Annotated in this window: 19 protein-coding genes; 5 read left to right on the top strand and 14 right to left on the bottom strand. The window is 52.8% G+C overall.

From position 1 onward, the window contains the following. Position 1: 1 nt before the first annotated feature. The 4 genes from AC0LWT_RS35640 to AC0LWT_RS35625 all read right to left on the bottom strand — a co-directional run bounded on the left by AC0LWT_RS35640 (position 2) and on the right by AC0LWT_RS35625 (position 5,828). Entirely contained in the window at positions 2-880 is an 879-nt protein-coding gene (locus tag AC0LWT_RS35640) for a carbohydrate ABC transporter permease (RefSeq protein WP_474686555.1), read from the bottom strand. A 108-nt stretch (positions 881-988) separates the two neighbouring features. Next, positions 989-2,311, bottom strand: coding sequence for an ABC transporter substrate-binding protein (locus tag AC0LWT_RS35635; protein ID WP_474686553.1), 1,323 nt, complete (start codon positions 2,309-2,311; stop codon positions 989-991). A gap of 143 nt (positions 2,312-2,454) precedes the next feature. After that, positions 2,455-3,960 (bottom strand): response regulator transcription factor, encoded by a 1,506-nt coding sequence (locus AC0LWT_RS35630; protein ID WP_474686551.1) that lies wholly within the window; start codon positions 3,958-3,960, stop codon positions 2,455-2,457. A gap of 14 nt (positions 3,961-3,974) precedes the next feature. After that, positions 3,975-5,828, bottom strand: a complete 1,854-nt coding sequence (locus AC0LWT_RS35625) for a sensor histidine kinase (RefSeq protein WP_474686549.1) — start codon at positions 5,826-5,828, stop codon at positions 3,975-3,977. Between the two features lie 187 nt (positions 5,829-6,015). Between AC0LWT_RS35625 and mscL the strand changes: the two genes are divergently transcribed. The 3 genes from mscL to AC0LWT_RS35610 all read left to right on the top strand — a co-directional run bounded on the left by mscL (position 6,016) and on the right by AC0LWT_RS35610 (position 7,603). Continuing rightward, positions 6,016-6,483: a large conductance mechanosensitive channel protein MscL gene (gene mscL / locus AC0LWT_RS35620; RefSeq protein WP_474686579.1), complete on the top strand. Its 468-nt coding sequence runs from the start codon at positions 6,016-6,018 to the stop codon at positions 6,481-6,483. A gap of 342 nt (positions 6,484-6,825) precedes the next feature. Continuing rightward, positions 6,826-7,089, top strand: coding sequence for a hypothetical protein (locus AC0LWT_RS35615; protein ID WP_474686547.1), 264 nt, complete (start codon positions 6,826-6,828; stop codon positions 7,087-7,089). A gap of 205 nt (positions 7,090-7,294) precedes the next feature. Then, positions 7,295-7,603, top strand: a complete 309-nt coding sequence (locus AC0LWT_RS35610; protein WP_474686545.1) for a hypothetical protein — start codon at positions 7,295-7,297, stop codon at positions 7,601-7,603. Positions 7,604-7,643: 40 nt separating this feature from the next. On the opposite strand, the gene AC0LWT_RS35605 is transcribed toward AC0LWT_RS35610, so the two are convergent. The 4 genes from AC0LWT_RS35605 to AC0LWT_RS35590 form a co-directional block, all read right to left on the bottom strand. Further along, a complete protein-coding gene (locus AC0LWT_RS35605; RefSeq protein WP_474686543.1) occupies positions 7,644-7,847 on the bottom strand; it encodes a copper ion binding protein in 204 nt (67 codons plus the stop codon). 28 nt (positions 7,848-7,875) lie between these two features. Then, complete coding sequence (locus AC0LWT_RS35600; protein WP_474686541.1) at positions 7,876-8,208, bottom strand: metal-sensitive transcriptional regulator; 333 nt, start codon at positions 8,206-8,208, stop codon at positions 7,876-7,878. A gap of 178 nt (positions 8,209-8,386) precedes the next feature. Next, entirely contained in the window at positions 8,387-10,810 is a 2,424-nt protein-coding gene (locus tag AC0LWT_RS35595) for a heavy metal translocating P-type ATPase (RefSeq protein ID WP_474686539.1), read from the bottom strand. A gap of 281 nt (positions 10,811-11,091) precedes the next feature. Next, a complete protein-coding gene (locus tag AC0LWT_RS35590) occupies positions 11,092-12,285 on the bottom strand; it encodes an MFS transporter (protein ID WP_474686537.1) in 1,194 nt (397 codons plus the stop codon). A 200-nt stretch (positions 12,286-12,485) separates the two neighbouring features. On the opposite strand from AC0LWT_RS35590, the gene AC0LWT_RS35585 reads away from it, so the two are divergent. Continuing rightward, positions 12,486-13,094 carry a transglutaminase-like domain-containing protein gene (locus tag AC0LWT_RS35585; protein ID WP_474686535.1) on the top strand — a complete coding sequence of 203 codons (609 nt, stop codon included), beginning with the start codon at positions 12,486-12,488 and terminating at the stop codon, positions 13,092-13,094. A gap of 79 nt (positions 13,095-13,173) precedes the next feature. On the opposite strand, the gene add is transcribed toward AC0LWT_RS35585, so the two are convergent. Together add and AC0LWT_RS35575 are read right to left on the bottom strand one after the other, a co-directional pair. Next, positions 13,174-14,223 carry an adenosine deaminase gene (gene add / locus AC0LWT_RS35580; protein ID WP_474686533.1) on the bottom strand — a complete coding sequence of 350 codons (1,050 nt, stop codon included), beginning with the start codon at positions 14,221-14,223 and terminating at the stop codon, positions 13,174-13,176. A gap of 649 nt (positions 14,224-14,872) precedes the next feature. Beyond that, a complete protein-coding gene (locus AC0LWT_RS35575) occupies positions 14,873-15,658 on the bottom strand; it encodes a DNA alkylation repair protein (RefSeq protein WP_474686531.1) in 786 nt (261 codons plus the stop codon). Between the two features lie 124 nt (positions 15,659-15,782). Between AC0LWT_RS35575 and AC0LWT_RS35570 the strand changes: the two genes are divergently transcribed. Continuing rightward, the gene (locus tag AC0LWT_RS35570) at positions 15,783-16,580 is read left to right on the top strand and encodes a Cof-type HAD-IIB family hydrolase (RefSeq protein ID WP_474686529.1); all 798 of its coding nucleotides are present in this window, start codon (positions 15,783-15,785) and stop codon (positions 16,578-16,580) included. Between the two features lie 87 nt (positions 16,581-16,667). On the opposite strand, the gene mglC is transcribed toward AC0LWT_RS35570, so the two are convergent. The 4 genes from mglC to AC0LWT_RS35550 all read right to left on the bottom strand — a co-directional run bounded on the left by mglC (position 16,668) and on the right by AC0LWT_RS35550 (position 21,585). Further along, complete coding sequence (gene mglC, locus AC0LWT_RS35565) at positions 16,668-17,699, bottom strand: galactose/methyl galactoside ABC transporter permease MglC (protein ID WP_474686527.1); 1,032 nt, start codon at positions 17,697-17,699, stop codon at positions 16,668-16,670. A gap of 25 nt (positions 17,700-17,724) precedes the next feature. Next, complete coding sequence (locus tag AC0LWT_RS35560; RefSeq protein ID WP_474686578.1) at positions 17,725-19,236, bottom strand: sugar ABC transporter ATP-binding protein; 1,512 nt, start codon at positions 19,234-19,236, stop codon at positions 17,725-17,727. A 165-nt stretch (positions 19,237-19,401) separates the two neighbouring features. Then, positions 19,402-20,496 (bottom strand): galactose ABC transporter substrate-binding protein, encoded by a 1,095-nt coding sequence (locus tag AC0LWT_RS35555; RefSeq protein ID WP_474686525.1) that lies wholly within the window; start codon positions 20,494-20,496, stop codon positions 19,402-19,404. Positions 20,497-20,601: 105 nt separating this feature from the next. Then, the gene (locus AC0LWT_RS35550; protein WP_474686523.1) at positions 20,602-21,585 is read right to left on the bottom strand and encodes a substrate-binding domain-containing protein; all 984 of its coding nucleotides are present in this window, start codon (positions 21,583-21,585) and stop codon (positions 20,602-20,604) included. Positions 21,586-21,589: the final 4 nt, after the last annotated feature.

Genomic DNA, 21,589 nt, shown 5'->3' with positions numbered 1-21,589 from the left:
TTTATTCCTCCCCGCGCAAAATGAATTTACGTTGAACGGTAATGACGACGAAAACAATAATGAGCAGCACGATCGCCATGGCCGAGCCGAGCCCGAAATTATTGAATTTGAACGCAACATCGTTCACTTTGGTGACGAATGTATCGCTGCCTGCCGCCGCGCCGGTGATGACATAAGGAATATCGAACACTTCCAGCGCCCCCGATACGGTTAGCAGCATGTTGAGCTCGATGATTTTGCGGATGTTGGGCAGAGTGATGTAGAGCAGGCTTTGAAACGAATTGGCCCCGTCGATTTTGCCGGCCTCGTACAAGTCCCCGGGAATCGACTGCAAAACGCCCAAGTAAATGACCATGTTGAAACCCATATATTTCCACAATGAAATCGAGGCCAGCGAAACGTTGACGAGCGACATGTTGCCGAGCCAGCTTTGCTTGTAAGCGCCAAGACCGACCCATTCAAGCAGCGTATTCAGCGTGCCGTGATCGGAATTGAAGATAAACTGGAACATGTAGGCCGTCGCCACGCTGTTCAAAATGTAAGGCAGAAAGAGCAGCACTCTGAACACATTGCGGCCCTTCAGCTTCGTATTCAGGACGATGGCAAAATACAAGGCGATCATATTTTGAATAATGCCGCCGATAAAATAATAAAGGTTGTGGCTGAAAACGCCGAAAATTTCCTTATTCGAAAAAATTTCCTTGTAGTTGGCAAAGCCGACCCACTTGTAATTCAAGCTGAATCCGTCCCAGTCGGTAAAGCTTAATTGAATTAATCTCAATGCAGGGTAAAACGTAAATGTAGCAAGCAAAATGAGCGGAATCGTCAAAAACGATACCAAAATGACCCGGCGCTGCGCTTTATAGCTGAGGTTGATCATAGCAATCCCTTCTTTACCCGAATGATAGAAAGCCAAACCGGCAACAAAAATAGATCATCATGGAGCGCATGACAATCTATTTTTGTTATTTACCCGAAGCTAACCGAATTATTGTCCGACCGCTTTTCTTGCGTCGGCCCATTTTTTGTTAAGCTCGTCAAGACCGGCTTTGAAGTCTTTGCCCAGAATCAATTTTTGCACGTAAGCTCCGCCCATGAAGTCGATTTGCGCTTTGTTGGCGATGTTGCCGTAAGCGTCCGGATCCGGCTTGCCTTGCAGGGAATTCGGTTTCAGCGCCATAAATTGCTGCAATTGAGGCAGTTTAGGCTGCTTCGACTTGTCGGGAGGGATCATGCCCGCAAAGTCGGCGTAATCGGATTCTTCCACCATGAATTTGACGAAAGCTTTGGCTGTTTCGATGTTTTTGCTGTTTTTCGCTACGCCATACATGTAGTCGGGACCCATGTTAGCATTGTATTTGCCGCTGTTATCGTACGGCAGCGGGAAGAAGCCGATATCTTCGGATTTGGCGCCGTTCTCGATAATTTGCGGCACGACCCAGTTGCCAAGGAAATACATCGCCGTTTTGCCGCTGGCTACGTCCTTCTTGGACGATTCCCAATCGGTGGACATCAAATCTTTTTCGGTGTAGCCTTTGTCAACGAAAGTTTTCAGGATCGTTAGCGATTTTTCGTATGGAGTTCCCGGACCGAAAGGAGCGTCCGTCTTGGTCATGGAGCCGCGGAATTCAGGGTCGCCGGAAATTTCAAAGGCGATGACGTCCCATTCGCTTAGAGGCCATTTGTCTTTGAAGTTCGTCGCCAGCGGCGTAATGCCCGCAGCTTTCAGCTTTTCGGCGTCGGCGTACAACTCGTCCAGCGTTTTCGGAACGTCGGTGATGCCCGCTTTGGCGAAAGCCTGCTTGTTGTAAGCGACACCGTTCGTGTTCACGCCGCTCGGAAGTCCGTACGTATTGCCGCCCGACGCTTTAATATCCGAGAAGTACACTTTGTCGTTGAGGCCAAGGTCGTTGAGCGACGCATAATAATCGCCCAGTTTGCCGTTGGGAACGCCGTCGGGAATCATGTTCACGTCGCCAAGCTCGCCGGTGGACAATCTGACTTTCATCGTCGGGCCGTAGTCTTTGATCGCTTCGACTTCAACCGCTTCCACTTTCGGATATTTCTTTTTAAAAGCCGCCTCCCACTCTTTGAACTTGGTGTCCACCAAATCCGTGCGGTGGGTGACCACTGTAATTTTGCCTTTGATATTATCGGTTGCGCCGCCTGCGCCAGGAGCTGCGGTTGCCGCCGCATTGCCGGTTGCCGCAGGAGAAGTCGAAGCCGCGCCGTCTCCCTGGGATTTGCCGCATGCCGCCGCCACGGATACGGTCAATACTAACGCCATTCCGGTTGTGAGCCACTTTTTCAATTTGAATACCCCCTTGAAATAATGAAATTCTCATTTGTTATCGCTTTCATGTTAATTATATTTCTGAGCAGGGCAGATTGATATGTAGTTTTTTTGTTTTTATTGTATTATTTTTGCGTATTTCAGAAATTTTATGCTAACAATTAGCTAACAACATCCCGGTACTCTTTGGGCGTCAGACCGACGACTTTTTTGAACTGTTTGTTGAAATAAGCCGGATCGCGGTAGCCGACGAGCTCGCCGATCTGGTACGTTTTCAAATGAATCTGATCTTTCAGCAGTTCTTTCGCTTTGTTCATCCGCACGGAAATGATGTACTCGATGATCGTCGTCCCCGTCTCCTGGCTGAACAATTTGCTCAAATAGCTCGGAGTCAAAAACACCCGCTTCGCCAAACTGTTCAAATCCAGCGCCTCCGCGTACTCCTGCTCGATAATTTTTTTGATTTGAAAAACGGTCATGCTTCCCTGACTGCTTCTTTCGTTCATCAACGAGTTCAGCCCGCTCAGCAGCCGCAGCTCGATTAACGCTTTTGCCTCGTTGTAGGTAAAGCATTTTTTCAGTTCCATCCCCCAGTCTATGGAAAGCTCCGGCTGAGTCGCGGTTTCCCGGCGTTTGCCGGCTTCTTTGTTCAGCGCATAAAACAGCGTCTCCACAAGCTCGATCAAGTGGTGCATGCGAATTTTGATGTTGGCAATTTCCCGCAGCATGTCCCGCAAATGGATTTCGACGCTGGGCAGATCGAAAATTTCCATACTCTCCAGCACTCTTTTCCGGTACGACTCCACCTTGTGCAGATTGCCGAACGCGACCTGCTCCGCCCGGGTGACCGTGGACCGGCCTGTACCGTAAAAATTGTACTCCGTAGCTTCCAGCGCTTCCCGGTAGCTTTCGGCCCATTCGCTCCAGTGCGCGCACAGCCTGCCGATGCCGACCGAAGCGGAAAAAGCCCGCTCCTTCGTTAATATGCTGCCGAGCTGGGCTTCCCATGCTTCAATTGCATGATCCGCATCCTCGAATGCGGCGATCAAAGCCGTGGTGCGGTCATCCATCGTCACGATTTCATATTTGGCGGCGAGCTCCGGCTGAAAGCCGCTGCGAAAAGCCGTTTTCGGCGGGGCGGAATCTGTCACAACCGCGGCAACGGCAAATGCCGGCATATGAACAAGCTCCGGATACGAGTCCTTGAGCGCGAGCGCAGCCGCCTGCTTGTCTCCCGTTCCGAGCAGCGCCTGCCGCAAAAACGTATCGTCTTTGCCGGAAAGCATGGCCGGTTTCGCCTGAATGCTTTGGTGCAGCCCCGCCAGCAACTCGTACAGCTCCTGCTTGTCTACGGGCTTCAGCAAATAAGCGGACACCCCGGACGAGATGGCCGAACGGGCATACTCAAATTCGCCGAACCCGCTCAAAATGACGCATTTGATGTCCTGGTCCCTTTGCTTGATCAATTTGGCGAGCTCCAGCCCCGTCATGCCCGGCATTTTGATGTCGGTGATAACTACATCCGGCTTATTGGTTTCCAGGGCGGCCAGGCAATCCGAAGCGCCGGCGTACAAGCCGGCAATTTCGTAATGAGGCGACGCTTTTTCGATCAGCTTGGACAAGCCGAGCCTGATTTTTTCCTCGTCATCCACGATCATGATTTTCATGCCGGTCCCTCCCTTCAGATCTGTATGTTATAGGGCAGCGAAATAACGACGGTCGTCCCCTCTCCCGGCCGACTGAACAGTTCCAGGCCGTACGAGGCGCCGTAATGCAGCTTGATCCGCTCGTCCACGTTCAACAGGCCGATCCCTCTGGCCGGAGACGGGGACGGTGGCGGTAGTGGAGACGGAGTCAGTAGCGGTAGCGGAGACTGGGGCGCAGCTTCATGCAAGAAGCCTTGCTTCAGCTTCTCGTTCAGACGCCGCAGCTTGTCGGCCTCGATGCCGCTGCCGTTATCCTCAATTCGCAAGGTCAGCAGGTGGCCCGCGATTTCATAAGAAACATGAATGTCGATCGGCTCGTCATCCTCGGTCTGCCCGTGGACAATGGCGTTCTCCACAATCGGCTGAAAAAGCAGCGGAATGACGGGATAATACCGAATCGCCTGGAAATCGTCCAAAGCGAGACGGAACTTGTCGCGGTACCTGTAATTGATCATTTGAATATAGGTTTGCAGGTGCTCGAACTCCTGGTGCAGCGCGACCGTTCCTTTCATCGGGTTGATGCTGTACCGGAACAGCTTGCCCAGCGCGGCGATCATTTCAGCGGCTTCCTCATCGTCATTGATTTCCGCCGTCATCCGGATCGTCTCAAGCGTATTGTACAAAAAATGCGGATTGATCTGGTTTTGCAGCGCCGCCAGTTCCGCTTCCTTTTTGCGGCCCTCGATCACGTACACTTGTCCGATGAGCTCTTTGATCCGCGCAAGCATGCTGTTAAAATGCAGCCCGAGCCGCCCCGCCTCGTCCCTGCTCTGCACCTGGAAGCTGACGTCCAGATCGCCGTTCTCGGCTTTTTTCATTAACCGCATTAACCGTTTCATCGGCTTTGTAAGCGCATAAGAGATCAAAATCGAAATAAACAGAGCGAACGCCATAATGATGCAGGTGACCAGCAGCGTTATGTTTTGCGTATACACGGCATCTTTCGTAATTTCGGCAAGCGGGATGCGGATGATCGTTTTCCAGCCGGTTTTCAGCGATTGCGAATAAATGCATAAATATTTAATGCCATCAATTTCTTTTATAAAATCGCCCGATGTGCCGACAGCCAGATTCACGACCGGATCGTCTTTGATTTTTTCCGTAATCCGCTTTTGCTCGGTATCGTAAATGACGCTGTTGTCCGCATCGATAATAAGCACCTTGCCGTGCGCGGCGTTTTCCAAATCGCTGACGACATTTTGAATGACGCTGATGCTGGCGTCGACGGCGATCGTTCCGATCGATTCCTGGGTATAAAAATCGCGGATTTCCCGGAGCACCGTGAAAGCAAATTTGCCGGTCTGCCAGTTCGCCAACTGCTGCGTGCTCAAAAACACGGATTTACCCCCGGCGCTCTGGGCCAGCCGCCGCCATTCGCCGGATCGTTCGTCCAGGTCCGTCCTGACGCCGCCGGTCATAATGTTGTAGTATTTGTTATTATCGTTATCGAAAATGTATATGGAATTCGTGCCGCGCTTGATGTTGTTCATAATGCGGATGTAATTTTCCATCTCGACCTGCTTCTGGGTCAGCGTTTCCGTCTTGTCCTCCAGCAGCTGCTGGAAGGAGGTCAAATAGAGCGGAATTTGCGAGATTTGCTCCATATCCCCGATATAATCGTCCAGCCGCTTCGTAATATTGTCCGTTAATTGCGACGCGTAGAGGCTCGTATTTTTTTTGATCGACGTGGAATAGTTCTGATAGGAAATATACCCCGTCAGTGTAATCGGCAAAATAATGAGGAATACGAAGACGACAATCAGCTTCTTCTCCATCGACAAATTCGACAGCAGCAGCGTCTCCTTCCATCGCAAGCGGCGAGCAGACATAAGGCCTCTCTCCTGTTCCATTCAAGCTGGGAGTCAGCAGTTTCGCCCGCCGGACCCCTGAGTGTAGTATTACATTCATTATAGACAGATATGGCCGGTAAATGAAAATACCCGCCGCAATTGTGCTTTGAAGGCCGTCCAAGTTTGTGCTACAATGCATTCAACACCAGTGATACGGAGGTTTATGATGCTAAAGGAATTTAAAGATTTTGCTTTTAAAGGTAATATGGTCGATTTGGCGGTCGGGGTCATTATCGGGGGCGCTTTCGGCAAAGTTATCACTTCAATCGTGAACGACTTGATCATGCCGCCGATCGGACTGCTGCTGGGCAAGGTGAAGTTCAACGATTTGTTCATCCCTCTCGACGGCAAACATTACGCTACGCTGGCGGACGCCGCGGCAAAAAGCGCGCCTACCTTTAACTACGGGCAATTTATTTCTACTTTTCTTGATTTTCTGATTGTCGCTTTTGTCATTTTCATGGTCGTGAAGCAGCTGAGCAAATTCCGCAAAAAAGAAGAACCGAAGGAAAAAGCGCCGGCTACCAAACAGTGCCCGCACTGCTTGTCCGACATTCCGGCCCAAGCGTCGCGCTGCAAATATTGCACGTCGGAACTCGCATCCGGGGGCTCTGTTTCCGGAAGCATTCAATAGGCGGACGCCGCGGCTGGCGCAGCACGGGCGGGTGGCGAGCCCGGATGCGGGAAGCCCGCTAGGGCTAAGGGGCACGTGGGGGACCGGGAAACCCGCGCAGAGCTAGCATCCTGCTGGGGCAAGGAAACCTGCACAGAGCTAGCAACCTGCGGGGACCGGGAAACCCGTACAGAGCTTAGCAACCTCCAGGGGCCGAGAAACCCGTACAGAACTTAGCAACCTCCAGGGGCCGAGAAACCCGTACAGAACTTAGCAACCTCCAGGGGCCGGGAAACCCTACAGAGCTTAGTAGCCTCCAGGGCCGAGAAACCCGAAAAGCCTGCAAAAGTGCAGGCTTTTTCGGTGAAAGTGACCCATTTTGGGGAAAAGCCTGCAATTGTGCAGGAATTCCCGGTGAAAATGGATCTAAGGCCGTGCGCGAGCCGAAAAACCTGCATTTTTGCAGGAATTTTTCGTTTCAAGCTTGCCAGTGGGCAAAAAGATGCACTTTTGCAGGCTTTCTCCATGTTACCCGTTAAATGCGGCGGATCGGTTCATTACAACAAACACAAAAGCACGCACCGCATGAGGACAAGCCCTCTGGCGATTCGTGCTTTTTTCGATTAGGGACTCGGCAGCGGCGGAACTGCGAGCGTTCCAGTCACGGATGACCGCCAAATGCGCACCGCGGCAGAACGGCTATCGTCCCCCGCTGCCGTCGGCACCGCTTGGCGCTAATTACCGCCGACACGCAGCGAAACGCCGCGCATTGCGCGAAGAATGGGAACTGCGCACTGAAAGCTGCGCGCGGTGCGAAGATTTGGAGGTCAACATGCTAAATACCATGGTTAAGGTTCTTTATAAAACCATTCTCGCTGCCGGTATACTTTTTCTTATCGTGTATATCCTTTTATATTTTTTCGTATATTCCAGGTCGCCGAAACAAGCTATACAGAAAAAACTTGGCGGCACAGCGGTACAATATACGGTAAACAACGATGGCTATGTGGATAAAGATGGAAGTCGGCGTTTTGTTTTACATGAATGGGACGGTAAATTTACAGACAGCTTGCCTCATATTTTTTACTTGAAACAAACTAGTGCGGGCTGGCTCGTTGTCAACTATGGGAACGCTCCTTAGTTCGGTATTACGGCAATAAAGAGCGCGCCGGTTTTATTGCTCATTGAACTACGTCGTATCCTTGTTCTTCGATCGCTTCCTTAATTGCCGCAAGCGTCAGCTTGCTGTCGTCATACTGTACGGCGACTTCTTTGCTGGCAAGGTTCACTTTGCCTTCGGCGCCGATCTCTTTCATCGCTTTTTCTATCGAGTTCACGCAGTGGTTGCAGGACATTCCTTCTACTTTCAATGTAACGTTAGACATAGTTATCGCTCCTTCGCGCAAATGTTTTTTATTTCATTAAAGTATTCATCGTCTTGAGCAGTTCATCCACAACGTCCATGTCGCCTTCTTGAATTCTTTCGACGACACAGCTTTTGAGGTGTCCTGCGAGCAGCAGCTTGCCTACTCCGTTCAACGCCGACTGAATCGCCGCGATTTGGTGCAGCACATCATCGCAATAGGTATCTTTTTCGATAAGCCCCTTTACGCCGCGCACCTGGCCTTCGATCCGGTTCAACCGTTTGATCAGATCGGATTTCAGTTTGTCGGAGTGATGGCTCTTGCGGGCCTGATCGTCGTGGCAGCTGCTTGCTCCGTTGTTTTGTTCCAGCTCCGTTTCCATAGAAGGCACCTCCCTCCCGGGTATTCTCTTTATCATACCCCCATACGGTATATTGTCAAGCGCCAATGGGCCGAGGCCAGGGAGCCTTATTGTCAAGCTCCCAGGGCCGGGGCGGGGGACCTTATTGTCAAACGCCAAGGCCGGGACCGGGGGCGTTTTTGTCAAGCTTCGAGGGCCGTTACAGTTTCACCCGCTGCAGCCGGAGGGCGTTGAGCACGACGGAAACGGAGCTTAGCGCCATGGCCGCGCCGGCCACCCAAGGGGCGAGCAGGCCGATTGCGGCAATCGGGATGCCGAGCGTGTTGTAGCCAAGCGCCCAGAACAGATTTTGCTTGATGTTGCCCATTGTGCGGCGGCTCATTTCAATCGCATCGGGGATGCTGTTCAAATCCCCCCGCATAAGCGTAACGTCGGCGGCTTCCATCGCCACATCGGTGCCCGTGCCGATCGCCATGCCGATATCGGCCATCGCGAGTGCAGGCGCATCGTTGATGCCGTCGCCGACCATCGCCACGCGGAGTCCTTGCGCCTGGAGCTTTTTCACTTCCTCGGCCTTGCCTTCGGGAAGCACTTCGGCCAGCACGCGCTCAATGCCGACCTGCCCCGCAATCGCCTCCGCGGTGCGCTGGTTGTCACCGGTGATCATGATGACTTGTATGCCCAGCCCCTTCAAGCGGGATACGGCTTCTTTGGACGTCTCTTTAATCGTGTCGGCCACCGCCACCATTCCGGCGTAAACGCCGTCCACGGCTGCCAGCATGGCGGTTTTGCCCGCCTGCTCAAGCTGCGTCATGACGGGAAGCGCGGCGGCTGCGTCGATGTTATGCCGGGCCATCAGCTTCCGCGTGCCGATCATCACCTCCCTTCCGTCAACGGTTGCCCGGATGCCAAAACCGGGAATCGCCTCGAATTCCGAGGCATCGGGCAGATCAACGCCCTTGCCGCGAATCCCCTGGACGATTGCTTCGGCCAGAGGGTGCTCCGAGCTTTTTTCGGCTGCGCCTACCAACCGGAGAAATTCGGACTCTTCCAGTTTCGTAAGAACGTCGGTCAATTCGGGCTTACCTTTGGTCACCGTGCCTGTTTTATCCAAAATCACGGCATCGATGCGGTGGGTCGACTCCAGGTGCTCGCCGCCTTTGAACAAAATACCGAGCTCGGCCGCCCGGCCGGAACCGGCCATAATGGACGTCGGCGTTGCCAGTCCGAGCGCACAAGGGCACGCAATGACGAGAATGGCTATCGCTTTTTCCAGCGCTCCGGCAAAATCGCCCGGGACGATCCACAGGTACCAAACCGCAAACGCGATGACGGCTATGGCTACGACGATAGGAACGAACACGCCGGAGATGACGTCGGCAATCCGCTGAATCGGAGCTTTGGAGCCCTGCGCCTCTTCGACGACTTTGATGATCTGGGCAAGAGCCGTGTCTCTGCCAACTTTGGCCGCGCGCACTTTCAGCATGCCGTTTTTGTTGATCGTTGCACCGATGACGGTATCGCCCGCCCGTTTGCCGACTGGCATGCTTTCACCAGTCAGCATCGATTCGTCCACCGATGAGGAGCCCTCCAGCACGACTCCGTCGACCGGAACTTTTTCGCCCGGCTTGACGATGACGGCATCGCCCACGACGACTTCCTCAACCGGAATGCTCAGTTCTTTTCCGTCGCGAATGACCAGCGCCGTTTTGGCCTGCAGGCCCATCAGCGTTTTGATCGCTTCGGACGTCCGTCCTTTGGCGAGGGCTTCGAACAATTTGCCCAAAATAACAAGTGTGATCAGCACCGCGCTCGTCTCAAAATACATCTCCGGCGCATGCCGGTGTGCATCCGTGCTCAACGCCCATTCGAGAGTTAGATACAAGCTGTAAAAGTAAGCGGCGGAGGTGCCGAGGGAAACGAGCACGTCCATGTTGGCGCTTTTGTTGCGCAGCGCTTTGTACGCGGCCACATAAAACTGTCTGCCGATGTAAAATTGAACCGGCGTCGCGAGCACAAGCTGTGCCCACGGATTCATCAAAATGTCCGGCAGCCAGATCCAGGACGTGAACGAGAAGTGGCTGACCATCGCCCACAGCAGCGGAAAAGAGAGCACAGCGGAAATCCACAGCTTGCGCTTCTGCTTCCTGATCTCGGCCGCGCGATGCTCGCCTGCCTCCTCTTTGGCCTGCTTGAGGATCGCCTCGTAGCCGAGCTTGGCTACCCTCTGCTGCATGTCGGCCGGAGATACCTCCGCAGGGCTGTACTCCACGCGCGCCGTCTCCATGGCGAAGTTGACTGCGGCTTTCGACACGCCGGGCATTTTGTTCAGCGCCTTCTCGATCTTCGCGGCGCATGCCGCGCAAGTCATGCCGGTAATGTCGAAGTCTACCGCCTCCTTGACGACCCCATAGCCCAGCTTGGCGATCGTCTGCTCCATGCCGGCGGCGTCCACCTTGCCGGGATCGAACGTCACCGTCGCCTTCTCCATCGCAAAATTCACGTTAGCCTCGCTGACTCCGTCTATTCGTTGAAGCCCTTTTTCAATCCGGTTGGCGCATGCCGCGCAGGTCATGCCTGTTATCTGAAAAGATGCCTGTTTCAACTCCGCATTGGCGTCCATCGTTTCGCACCTCATTTGCAATATTGTTCTTCGTGTATTTATAGTATACCCCCCATAGGTATATTGTCAACACTAAAAATCATCCCGCATTGAAAATGGGCGTTGGCCCGACGCTTGGGCTAGCGGCAGCAGGCTGGGGCAATCACAGCTTTCGTAACCAACTCGGCTAACCTGGCCGCAGCTTCTTTAAGCTCAATGGGGCGGCGGCTAACCGGTGCGCAAAAAAGCCACTACTGGACACAGCGGCTGCCGTGCTTAGTAATGGCTTGTTTATCTTTATTTTATTCGAGAGCAGGTGCGGGCTCTTTGACGGACGACTGTTTGCGGTGAAAGAGGCCGTAATAGAAAATCGCGGCGCAAACGACGACCAGGCCTGCAAAGAAATACATCGCATGGTATCCGGAGCTTGCGGCTATTGTGCCGAGCACGGAAGAACCGATGCCGTAGCCGGAGTCGAACAGCAGGAAGTACGTGCCGGTCGCCAGTCCCCGCCGATGCGCCGGGGCGGATTGAATGGCGATCGTCTGGAAGCTCGGCAGCAATGCTCCGAACCCGAGCCCGAGCATCCCCGCCGCGCCCAAAAAGGCGAGCGGCCCATTCGCCACGCTCAGCACAATCATGCCAACCGCGAACAGAGCTACGCCGGGGTATACGAGAATATGCGGGCCCGAACGGTCAAACAGCCTGCCGGTAAACGGCCTGGAAATAACGATCATCAGGGCAAAAACCATGAAAAAATAGCTGGCATAAACGCCAAGGCCGATATCTTTCGCATAAACCGAGAGAAACGTTGTAATGGCCCCATAGGAAAAAGCCAGCACACTGCCCGTCAGCGAGATCGGCAGGGCGCGCGGCTCGATGAACTTTTTCCAGCCCGTCGCAAGTCCCGCCCTTCCCGCTATGGCCGGAGCAGGGATGCGAAGGCTGATGCCGCACAACAAGGACAAAGCGACGAACAAGATGCATACGCCAAACAAAATCGCATTGTTATGCGTCTGCATAATCGTCAGCCCCAGGAAAGGTCCCACGACCATAGCGAGGCTCATAAACAGGCTGAAATAGCCGACTCCCTCTCCTTTGCGGTGTTCCGGGACAAGATCGACCGCCACTGCGCTGGTAGCCGTCGCCGCCATACCGAAGCCGATGCCGTGCAAAAACCGCAAGCCCAGCAAAAGTTTGTACTCGGAAATAAACGGATAGATGACCGTACAGCCGGCAAATATAGCCAGCGAAACGATCACAAGCTTACGCCTGTCCCATTCATCCAGCCATTTGCCCGTCAGCGACCGGCAGATGACCGCGGAAACAATAAATACCGTCATCACCAGCCCGATTTCCTTTTGCCCTTTGTGCAGCGTATCGGTGACTATGATCGGGAGCGTAACGGCCAGTATGTAAAACGTCATAAACAAAAAAAAGCTGCTGAAACACACAGCAACAAAATCGCGATTCCATAGTTTCGGCTGACCTTCCATTTTGCGATTCTCCTCTGCCAACTAATTGCTATAGCAATTATATTAGAGACGGGCTCTTTTCGTCAACAAAAAACTACAAGAAAATATAGTTATACAGATACACAGAACTATATATCTGTTGAATAAATTTCCATCATCATGCATAATAATACAATCTAGCAAATGAACAACTATACTTTCAGCAGGAAGGCAGATACGAGATGAATTTGATATTCGAATCGAACGATTTGGAAGACTTTTTGGCCGAAACCGAGGAAGTTGATTACAGCCATCCTTCCATTAAAGAAAAAGCATCCGAGCTTTATTCACAAGCGTTAAACGAAGATGATTTTGTGAAAAAGGCTTATGAATTTGTCCGGGATGAAATATTTCATTCATGGGACATTCAAAGTTCGCGAATCACGTGTAAAGCATCGGAAGTGCTCTATTTTAAAGAAGGTATCTGTTACGCCAAGTCAAATTTGCTAGGTGCTATTTTAAGGAGTAAAAAGATTCCTGCCGGGTTTTGTTATCAGCGGCTTACCATTGGCGATACGCCGGATACGGGGTACTGCCTCCATGCGCTTAATGCCGTTTTCCTTCATTCCAGAAAGAAATGGGTCCGCTTGGATGCACGGGGGAACAAAATTGGCGTATATGCCGAATTCTCCCCGGACTATGAACAACTTGCTTTTCCAATCAGGGAAGCGTACAACGAAATCGATTATCCGACTATTTATAAATCGCCAAACCTGAAAACAATATCCGCGCTAAAGCAAAACACAGATTGTATAAATATGTATCTTAACGGCTTGCCAAGCGAGCTTTAACTGCCGTATGGAGTCCATTTTCATTTGCCCATAAAAAGAACCTGCCCGCCGACCGGCGAACAAGTTCACGTTCTTCCATTCATTTGACAAACACGCCCAATTCATGCAATTCGCCCTCAATTTCCCGCTTCAGCGCAAGTTTCTCGCCGTCTTCAAGAAATGCCGCTTCCACACCGTTCATAATAATGACGCCCAACTCGGAGCCGGTAAATGCGAATTTCTCGGAAAGCACCCGGTATTCCTTCGTAATATCCGTCCCCGATACGCTCGGATTGTCGGTATTGACGGTCACCTTGATCCCCTTGTCAAAATATTCGCGAATCGGGTAAGCGTCCCATCCCGTTACAGCCTTCGTCTGAATGTTGCTGATCGGGCACATTTCGAGTGGAACGCGGCGGTCCACGACCATGTCGAAAATCGAAGAGCTCTCCTTCAACCTGACCCCGTGGCCGATTCTGGCTGCGCCCAAATGCGTGACCGCTTCGTAAATGTTGCCCGCCCCGGCCGCTTCCCCGGCGTGTATCGTGATCGGAATTCCTTTTTTATGGGAAACCGCGAACACCTCGCGGAAAAATTCCGGCGGATACGACGCCTCGTCCCCTGCCAAATCGACGGCCGCTACCCCTTTTCCGATGTAAGGAACCGCTGCTTCTATCACTTCCAGGTTTTGCTCGCGCGCATGATTTCTCATGCAAATGGCGATGCCCCGGGCCTTGATGCCGAACTGCTTCTCGCCGCGCTTCAAGCCTTGGGCTACATAATGGATCACCTCTTCGGCGGACATTCCGTTCTTCCGGTGAAGCTGCGGCGCAAACCGGACCTCCACATATTTGCAATTATGCTCGGAGCACTGCTCCACCACCTCGTAAGCAACCCGTTCCAACGCATCCGAAGACTGCAAAAAGCGCGTAGTAAAATCGAATTTGCTCAAATAATCCTTGAGACTCGAACAATCATCCCCGACACGCATATAAGGCAGGAGCCCTTCTGTGTCGTGCGCCGGCATCTCGATTCCTTCCTTCGCGGCAATGTCCAAAATCGTCTCCGGCTTTACACTTCCGTCCAGGTGCAAATGGAGATCAACTTTCGGCAAAAGAGCTACCAGATCCGTATTCGTTGTGCTAGCCATCCTTCGTCTCCTCCTTTAATTTTCAATAATCTTAATACAATGTCATGTTAATGTAAATATAAATAACAATAAAATCTCAAAAACGGAATTAATGTTATATTATATTACATAAATTTTCCTTTTGCTCATGTAGAAAGTGCGTTCCCAATCACATTGTTTCACCAAATGACTCCTTATAACTTCGCATCTTCACCAGATGCCCTCCTTGACCCGCAGCACTACCGTCCCCTTAAATCCGACTTACGAGTGTCGAAACAATTCTTGGCAAGACACTGCCGGCCGCGCGTACTACGTAGTGCGCAACACGTAGTACGCAATGCGCAATGAACATTGCGCAGAAAAGCCTGCAAAAATACAGGCTTTTGCACGTCAAAAGCCTTGCTTCGGAAAATTCCTGCAAATCTGCAGTTTTTCCGCTGAAATTTAGGGCTTAGCCCCGTTCCGGGCAAAAATTCCTGCACAATCGCAGGTATTTCCTCCAAACGAGGCGTATCCATCGAAAAAGCCTGCACTTTTGCAGGCTTTGTCCGCCGGCATGCAAAAAAAGCCCGTCTCATCTCCTATCGAGACAAAACGGACTTGACTGCACAGCCGGAGCAATCCCCCACCCCCACCGGGCAAAACGGCCTTGACCGCACGGCCGGAACAATTACTCGTTCCTCCGGATGACCTTCAACGCCTCTCTGACGCTTAACGGAGAAAGCTCCGTCCGGTCCACAAAAGCTTGCACCGCCGCGGCGTCGGTTTTTGAATATTCGCGCAGCGCCCAGCCGATCGCCTTGCGGATGAAAAACTCCTGCGAATCCGCCAGCCTGCGGATGCATGCAAACAGCAGCCCGGTATCCGTGCGCTGCTTGTATTTCAACTGGAACAGGATCGCAGTTCGTTGCAGCCAGATGTTGCCGGAGTCAAGCCACTTGTCCACATAGGCGGGTATCAACTCCGGAAATCTTTGAAAATGGGCGCCGACCAAATGGTCCGCGATCATATCGACCGTATCCCACCAGGATCGGGTCACGATCAGCCGTTCCAGCATGTCAATATGCCTAGAGGGCGTTTCCTTGCGCACTTTGGCGAGCAGTTCCATCGCCGTGTAGGCGAACTCTCTTTCCGGCAGCTCCCACAATTGCTCGGCGACCCGGACTCCCTCCGCTCCTACTGGAACCCCGTGCTCTTTCCAAAACTGCTTGACGAGCGCTGCCCGCTGCGGTTTCCTGATCCCGAGAAACGGGAACTGATTGCGCATATAAGCTGCCATTTCCAGCGCGTCCGCCGGATTGGCGTGCATCCGCAGCCAAGCTTCCAGCTTGTCGGTGTAGGTTTCTAACTCGTCCGTGTAGACTTCCAGCTTGTCCATGTATGTTTCCAACTTGTCTGTGTTAGCTTCTAGCCCGTCTGTATAGCCTTCCAACTTCTCCGCATAGCCGGGTGACATCGCGCGATCCCCTCCTTTTTCATGCTTATTGTATCAAAAAAATGATGCCAAACTGAGCAGATTCCGGTATGCTTATAGAAGATTTTCAAGATAGAGAATACGGATCGGAACGGAGAGAACAGTTATGAGCTATAAATTAATTGCTACAGACCTGGACGACACGCTGCTGCGGGATGATTTGACGATTTCCCCCGAGACCGTCGAAGCGATGCATCAAGCCGTCGCACAGGGCGTAACGGTAACGATCGCGACGGGAAGAAGCTTTCCTTCCGCGGCCAAAATCGCCAATCGCATCGGGCTCAACGTCCCCATTATTACGTACCAAGGCGCCCTGATCAAAAACCTGCTGGACGAGCAAGTGCTCTACGAACGGACGGTTCCCGTGGAAAGCGCCCGGTTTTTGCTCGATTTTTGCGAAAAACGTAACCTTCACCTTCAACTGTACCATGGCGACCAGCTTTATGCAGGAGAAGACAACGATAAAATTAAAAACTACGTCAAATTGTCCAAAACGCCTTACATCATCGGGGACTTGCGGCAGTGGATCGATATTCCCCAGCCCAAGCTGCTCATCGTCGACGAGCCCGAAGTATGCGATCGGCTGCGCGAAGAGCTCCTGCCGCTGATCGGCGATCAGGTGCATATCACAAAATCGAAGCCGAATTACCTGGAATTCATGCACAAGGAAGGCACCAAAGGCCATGCCATCGAATTCCTGGCGCAGCACATCGGCTGCGGGATGGATCAGGTCATCGCGCTCGGCGACGCCTGGAACGACCGGGAGATGCTGCAAGTCGCCGGCCTCGGCGTAGCGATGGACAATGCGCTGCCCGAGCTGAAAGCACTCGCGAACTATGTTACGCGGAGCAACAACGACGACGGAGTCAGACACGTGATCGAAAAATTTGTGCTCGCGCAATAATTAAAAAGACCGCTCCCGCGGGTTCGTTTCGGCAAGCCGAGACGCCCCGGGAGTCGGTCTTTTTTCATAGTGCCTGGAATCTCTCTGTCATTTGGCGTTCATATATTTCCGCATGTCGAACGCGACGGCCGCGACGATGATCAAGCCTTTGATAATGAGCTGCCAGTAAGGGCTGATGCCGATAAAAGTGAGGCCGTAGTTGATTACGCTGAAAATCAATACGCCTGCCAGCACGCCCGGGACCGTGCCGATGCCCCCGGAGGTGGATACGCCGCCGACTACGCAGGCCGCGATCGCGTCAAGCTCGTACATGTTGCCATAGTTGTTCGTCGCTCCGCCGGTTCTGGCTGCTTCAAGCACGCCTGCCAAACCGTACAAAGCGCCCGCGATGGCGTACAAATAAATGAGGTAGCGGCCTACGTTGATGCCCGAAACCTTCGCCGCGTGAATGTTGCCTCCGATGGCGTACATGTATTTGCCCAGCTTGGTTTTGTTGAACACAACCCAGACGATGATGGAAACGATAACGGCGATAATGACAATATACGGTATCGAATAGGGACCGCTGCTGCCTATAAAGCCCGTCCCCAGCTTGCTGAAGTCGGCCCGCAGACCGCCGATCGGCTGGGACTGGTTGGGCTCCATGTCGAAGTAAAGCGAGTTGGCCCCGTACACGGCGACCATCGTGCCGAGCGTTGCGATAAAAGGCGGCACGTTAAACTTGGCGACGATAATCCCGTTCAGCAGTCCGATGATCAAACCTACCGCAACGGCGATCAAAATCGGAACGATAAGCGGCAGCTCCGGCAAATTCGGGAAAAACTTCCGCGCATAATCCGGCATCTGCAGCATCGAGGCGGAAATGACCGCCGTTATCCCGACGATGCGCCCGGCGGATAGATCGGTTCCTCCGGTAATCAGGATGAAGGCGATGCCCAACGCAATAATGACGCGCGTCGACGATTGAAGCAGAATGTCCCGGAAAATATCCACGGACAAAAAGCGCGGGTCATAAATCGCAATCGCTGCGACAAGGACGGCGAGTACGATATAAATCACATATTTCGTAATGAATGCACTTACTTTTTTATTGGCTGACGTTTCGGTGATGGAACTCATGACAGCTCGGCCTCCTTCATTATGCCTATTGCTGTGCAGCAAGGCGCATGATCTCTTGTTCTGTTGCCTGTTTTCCGTCGACAATGCCGGTAAGGCGTCCTTCGCTCATGACCATGATTCGGTCTGACATCCCGAGCAGCTCGGGCATTTCAGAAGAGATCATGATAATGCTTTTCCCCTGTTTGGCGAGGTCCGCAATGATCGAATAAATTTCGAACTTCGCGCCTACGTCAATACCCCGGGTCGGCTCATCCAGCAGCAGCACGTCCGGCTCGGTGAGCAGCCATCTGGCCAGCAGCACCTTTTGTTGATTGCCCCCCGACAAATTTTTGATCAAAGCATGCATATTCGGAGTTTTCACTCTGAGCATTTCAATGCTCTGCTTGACCTCTTCTCTTCGCTTCCTGTCGTCAATCAGTCCCAGTGGCGACATGTATCTGGAAAGGTTGGCAATGACCGTATTTTCGAGCACGGACAGCACCGGGAAAATGCCGGTTACGCGCCGCTCCTCGGTCAGCAGGGCGATTTTGTGCCTGATCGCGTCGATCGGCGATTTCAGTTTTACCGGCTTGCCGTGGATGGAAATCGTCCCCGAGGCAACGGACCGGAGGCCGAACAACGCTTCGATTAGCTCCGTACGCTGGGAGCCGACAAGGCCGCCGACGCCGAGAATTTCGCCTTTGCGCAGCTCGAAGGAAACGTCGCGGAACGACTTGGCAATCGGAGACGTCAGCCCGTCCACCTTCAACAATACGCCGTTCGGCACATTGCTGCGTTCCGGAAATCTCTCTTTGAGGTCGCGTCCGACCATCCGCGATATAATCAAATCGGTCGTCAGCTCGGAAGACGGCCATGTGCCGATCTTCTTGCCGTCGCGCATAATCGTGACTTCATCTGAAATGGTCAATATTTCTTCCATTTTATGGGATATATATATGATCGAAACGCCGCGGCTCTTCAAATCGCGTATGATGCGGAAAAGCTGCTCCACTTCGTTTCCTGTCAATGATGAAGTTGGCTCATCCATAACGATAACTTTGGAGTGAAACGAAACCGCCTTTGCTATTTCCAGAGATTGAATCTTGGATACCGACAACGTGCCTACGATCGTTTCCGGATGAATATCCATTTGCAACTGCTCGAACAAAGCTTCCGTATCTTTGCGCATCTTTTTGTGATCGATAAACCGAAAAGGTCCGATTCCTTTGTAAGGAAATCTGCCCAGCCAAATATTTTCCATAACATTGCGGTACGGTACCGGATGCAGCTCTTGGTGGATCATCGAGATTCCGTTTTGCAGCGCGTCCTTGGAATTGTGAATGCCGACGGTTTCCCCGTTCAGCTTGATCTCCCCGCCGTCCGGCGAATAGATCCCGAACAAGCACTTCATGAGCGTGGACTTGCCCGCTCCGTTCTCGCCCATCAAGGCATGCACGCTGCCCGGGCGAACCTGCAAGGTTACCCCGTCGAGCGCCTTCACGCCAGGAAATTCCTTGGAGATATTGTTCATTTCAAGCAAGTATTGATTCTCAGTCATGGCAATTCCCCCTACCATCTCCCAAATAGTCCCCACAAAGCGATGCCTCCTTTGAAAAGCCTGTTTCGGCTGCTTTGCAGGGAGCCCCAAATCAGGTTTTGCGGCAAAGCAAAAGCAAGGGCGCAACGTAAGCATACATTGCTCCCTTGCCCGCTAAGATGAAGCTTATTTCGCTTCGCTCATGTTGTCTTTCGTAATTTTTTTGTAAGGAATCCAGACGTATTTGCCGTCCGTAATGTCGTAGCCCGTATTTTCCTTGCTTGGCGTTTGCCCGTTAGCGAGAACGGTGGCCACTTTGGTCGTTGCCGCACCCTGGTTTTTGGCGTCGTTCAGCACGGTGCCGAGCAGTGTGCCGTCGCCGAGCGCCTGCAGAGCGGGAGCCGTCGCATCGACGCCGACGACCGGCATGGTTTTGCCGTCCTTGAAGTAGCCTTTGGCTTTCAAGGCTTCGATGGCGCCCAGAGCCATATCGTCGTTGTTGGCGATTACCGCTTCGATCTTGTCGCCGTTCGCCGCCAGGAATGCCGCCATTTTCTCAGTCGCTTTGACGCGGTCCCACATAGCTGTGTCTTCGGCGATTTTTTCTACGCCCATGCCTGCGTCCGTGATCGCCTGAACGGAGAACTTCGTGCGCAGCTCGGCGTCCTGATGGCCAGGCTCGCCTTTGAGCATGACGTACTGGATTTTGCCGTCCTTGTTTTTATCCGCTTCCGGATGCGCTTTGAAGTAGTCGACCAGCAGTTGTCCTTCCATCGTTCCGGATTGCTCCGCTTTGGCACCTACGTAGTACACTTTATCCCATTTTTTCATATCGTCGGCGAGCGGCTCGCGGTTCAGGAATACGACCGGAATGTTCGCCGTTTTGGCCTTGTCGATAATAACGCCGGCCGCCGTGCGGTCAACCGCATTGATGGCAAGAGCGTTTACCTTTTTCGTGATAAAAAGATCCACTTTATCGTTTTGCGTCGGTTGAGAGTTCTGGCTGTCCACGATTTCCACATTCGCCTTATCTTTGGCGGCGTCAGAGATCGCAGCGCGAACGCCCGACATGAACGTATCGTCAAATTTATAGATGGCCACGCCGATGTTAGGCTTTTTGCCGGTATCCGCTTTCGCCGGAGCCGCCGATGCCGTTGCCGCCGCACCGCCGGATGCAGCCGGAGTTGTCGCTGCCGGAGACGGTGCCGCCGATTTGCCGCCGCAGCCTGCCGCGGTTACGGCCAGAGCGCCCGCTACCGCAAGGGTAATCATTTTTTTCAAGGTAAGAGCCTCCCTTAAACTATGTTTTTTATTTACATTCTCACTATACGGGATCGCTCCCCTGAAACAAATGCAATATCCTCACATTTTCTATCGAAATCCTCATCACTTTACGAAGGGAAACAGCAGCTTCTGATTGTCCGACCAGAACATATTGTCCAGATCGATCGCCTTGAGCGCGGTCGGCACATGGCTCGGGACTTTCATGCCCGAGGCTGCTTCAGCGGCGTTTTTCACACCCAAATATCCGATGCTGAACGGGTTTTGAACGATCGTCGCTTGAATGACGCCCTCCTGCAGCAGCTCCAAATCCTCCGATGTGCTGTCGAACGCAATCATTTTCACCTTGCCCTGCAGGCCAAGCTTCTGAATTTCGTCAGCCACTCCGATGGATGAGCTTTCATTCAGCGCTACGATGCCGTCGATACGGCTGTTCCGCTGAATAATGTCGCGGGTCTGGTTGGCAGCCAGCTCCCGGTTTGAAAGGCTGTACACCTTCTCCAGCACCTTGATCTCCGGGTATTTGGATATTTCGTCCAGAAGGCCGCGCTCCCGCTGCTCGACATTTTGCTCGCCCTGCTTCAAGCTCACGATGGCGATTTGGCAGCTCGTTCCGGCGAGCTTGACGAGCTGCCGCCCGGCCATTTGCCCGGCCTCATAGTTGTCTGCGCCGATGAAGCTCTTGACGCGGCTGGAATCGACGTCGGAATCGATCGTCACGACCGGAATGCTCTGCCCCGCCGCACGGTCGACGACATCAACCAAGCCCTTAAAATCGTTGGCCGCCAGTACGATCGCATCGGGCTTCGACTCGATCGACTGCTCCACCAGGGCAATCTGTCCGAGCACATCAGTCTCGTCCCCCGGAGCGCGGAAATCCAGCGTGACTTCAAACTCCTTGGCGGCAACCTCCGCCCCCATTTTGACCGTTTTCCAATAATCGCCTTCCTGGCTTCTCAACACAACCTCCAAATGCTTCTTATACTGGACGGGCGCAATGTCGATCTGCTTGTCGCAGGAAGCGGTGGAAGCTGCAGCCAGCATGAGTGCAAGCATCGCGAGGCGTCCGACTTTTAAAGTTTTATCCATAAAG

It is taken from the genome of Paenibacillus sp. sgz302164, assembly GCF_056120505.1.
Note: the sequence above shows the minus strand (reverse complement) of the source record. Positions and strands in the feature narration are given on the sequence as shown.

Bases quoted from the DNA above. Each gene is read 5' to 3' on its own strand.
- AC0LWT_RS35640 (WP_474686555.1), bottom strand. From the start codon at position 880: ATGATCAACCTCAGCTATAAAGCGCAGCGCCGGGTCATTTTGGTATCG.
- AC0LWT_RS35630 (WP_474686551.1), bottom strand. From the start codon at position 3,960: ATGAAAATCATGATCGTGGATGACGAGGAAAAAATCAGGCTCGGCTTG.
- AC0LWT_RS35625 (WP_474686549.1), bottom strand. From the start codon at position 5,828: ATGTCTGCTCGCCGCTTGCGATGGAAGGAGACGCTGCTGCTGTCGAAT.
- mscL (WP_474686579.1), top strand. From the start codon at position 6,016: ATGCTAAAGGAATTTAAAGATTTTGCTTTTAAAGGTAATATGGTCGAT.
- AC0LWT_RS35610 (WP_474686545.1), top strand. From the start codon at position 7,295: ATGCTAAATACCATGGTTAAGGTTCTTTATAAAACCATTCTCGCTGCC.
- AC0LWT_RS35605 (WP_474686543.1), bottom strand. From the start codon at position 7,847: ATGTCTAACGTTACATTGAAAGTAGAAGGAATGTCCTGCAACCACTGC.
- AC0LWT_RS35600 (WP_474686541.1), bottom strand. From the start codon at position 8,208: ATGGAAACGGAGCTGGAACAAAACAACGGAGCAAGCAGCTGCCACGAC.
- AC0LWT_RS35595 (WP_474686539.1), bottom strand. From the start codon at position 10,810: ATGGACGCCAATGCGGAGTTGAAACAGGCATCTTTTCAGATAACAGGC.
- AC0LWT_RS35590 (WP_474686537.1), bottom strand. From the start codon at position 12,285: ATGGAAGGTCAGCCGAAACTATGGAATCGCGATTTTGTTGCTGTGTGT.
- AC0LWT_RS35585 (WP_474686535.1), top strand. From the start codon at position 12,486: ATGAATTTGATATTCGAATCGAACGATTTGGAAGACTTTTTGGCCGAA.
- add (WP_474686533.1), bottom strand. From the start codon at position 14,223: ATGGCTAGCACAACGAATACGGATCTGGTAGCTCTTTTGCCGAAAGTT.
- AC0LWT_RS35575 (WP_474686531.1), bottom strand. From the start codon at position 15,658: ATGTCACCCGGCTATGCGGAGAAGTTGGAAGGCTATACAGACGGGCTA.
- AC0LWT_RS35570 (WP_474686529.1), top strand. From the start codon at position 15,783: ATGAGCTATAAATTAATTGCTACAGACCTGGACGACACGCTGCTGCGG.
- mglC (WP_474686527.1), bottom strand. From the start codon at position 17,699: ATGAGTTCCATCACCGAAACGTCAGCCAATAAAAAAGTAAGTGCATTC.
- AC0LWT_RS35560 (WP_474686578.1), bottom strand. From the start codon at position 19,236: ATGACTGAGAATCAATACTTGCTTGAAATGAACAATATCTCCAAGGAA.
- AC0LWT_RS35550 (WP_474686523.1), bottom strand. From the start codon at position 21,585: ATGGATAAAACTTTAAAAGTCGGACGCCTCGCGATGCTTGCACTCATG.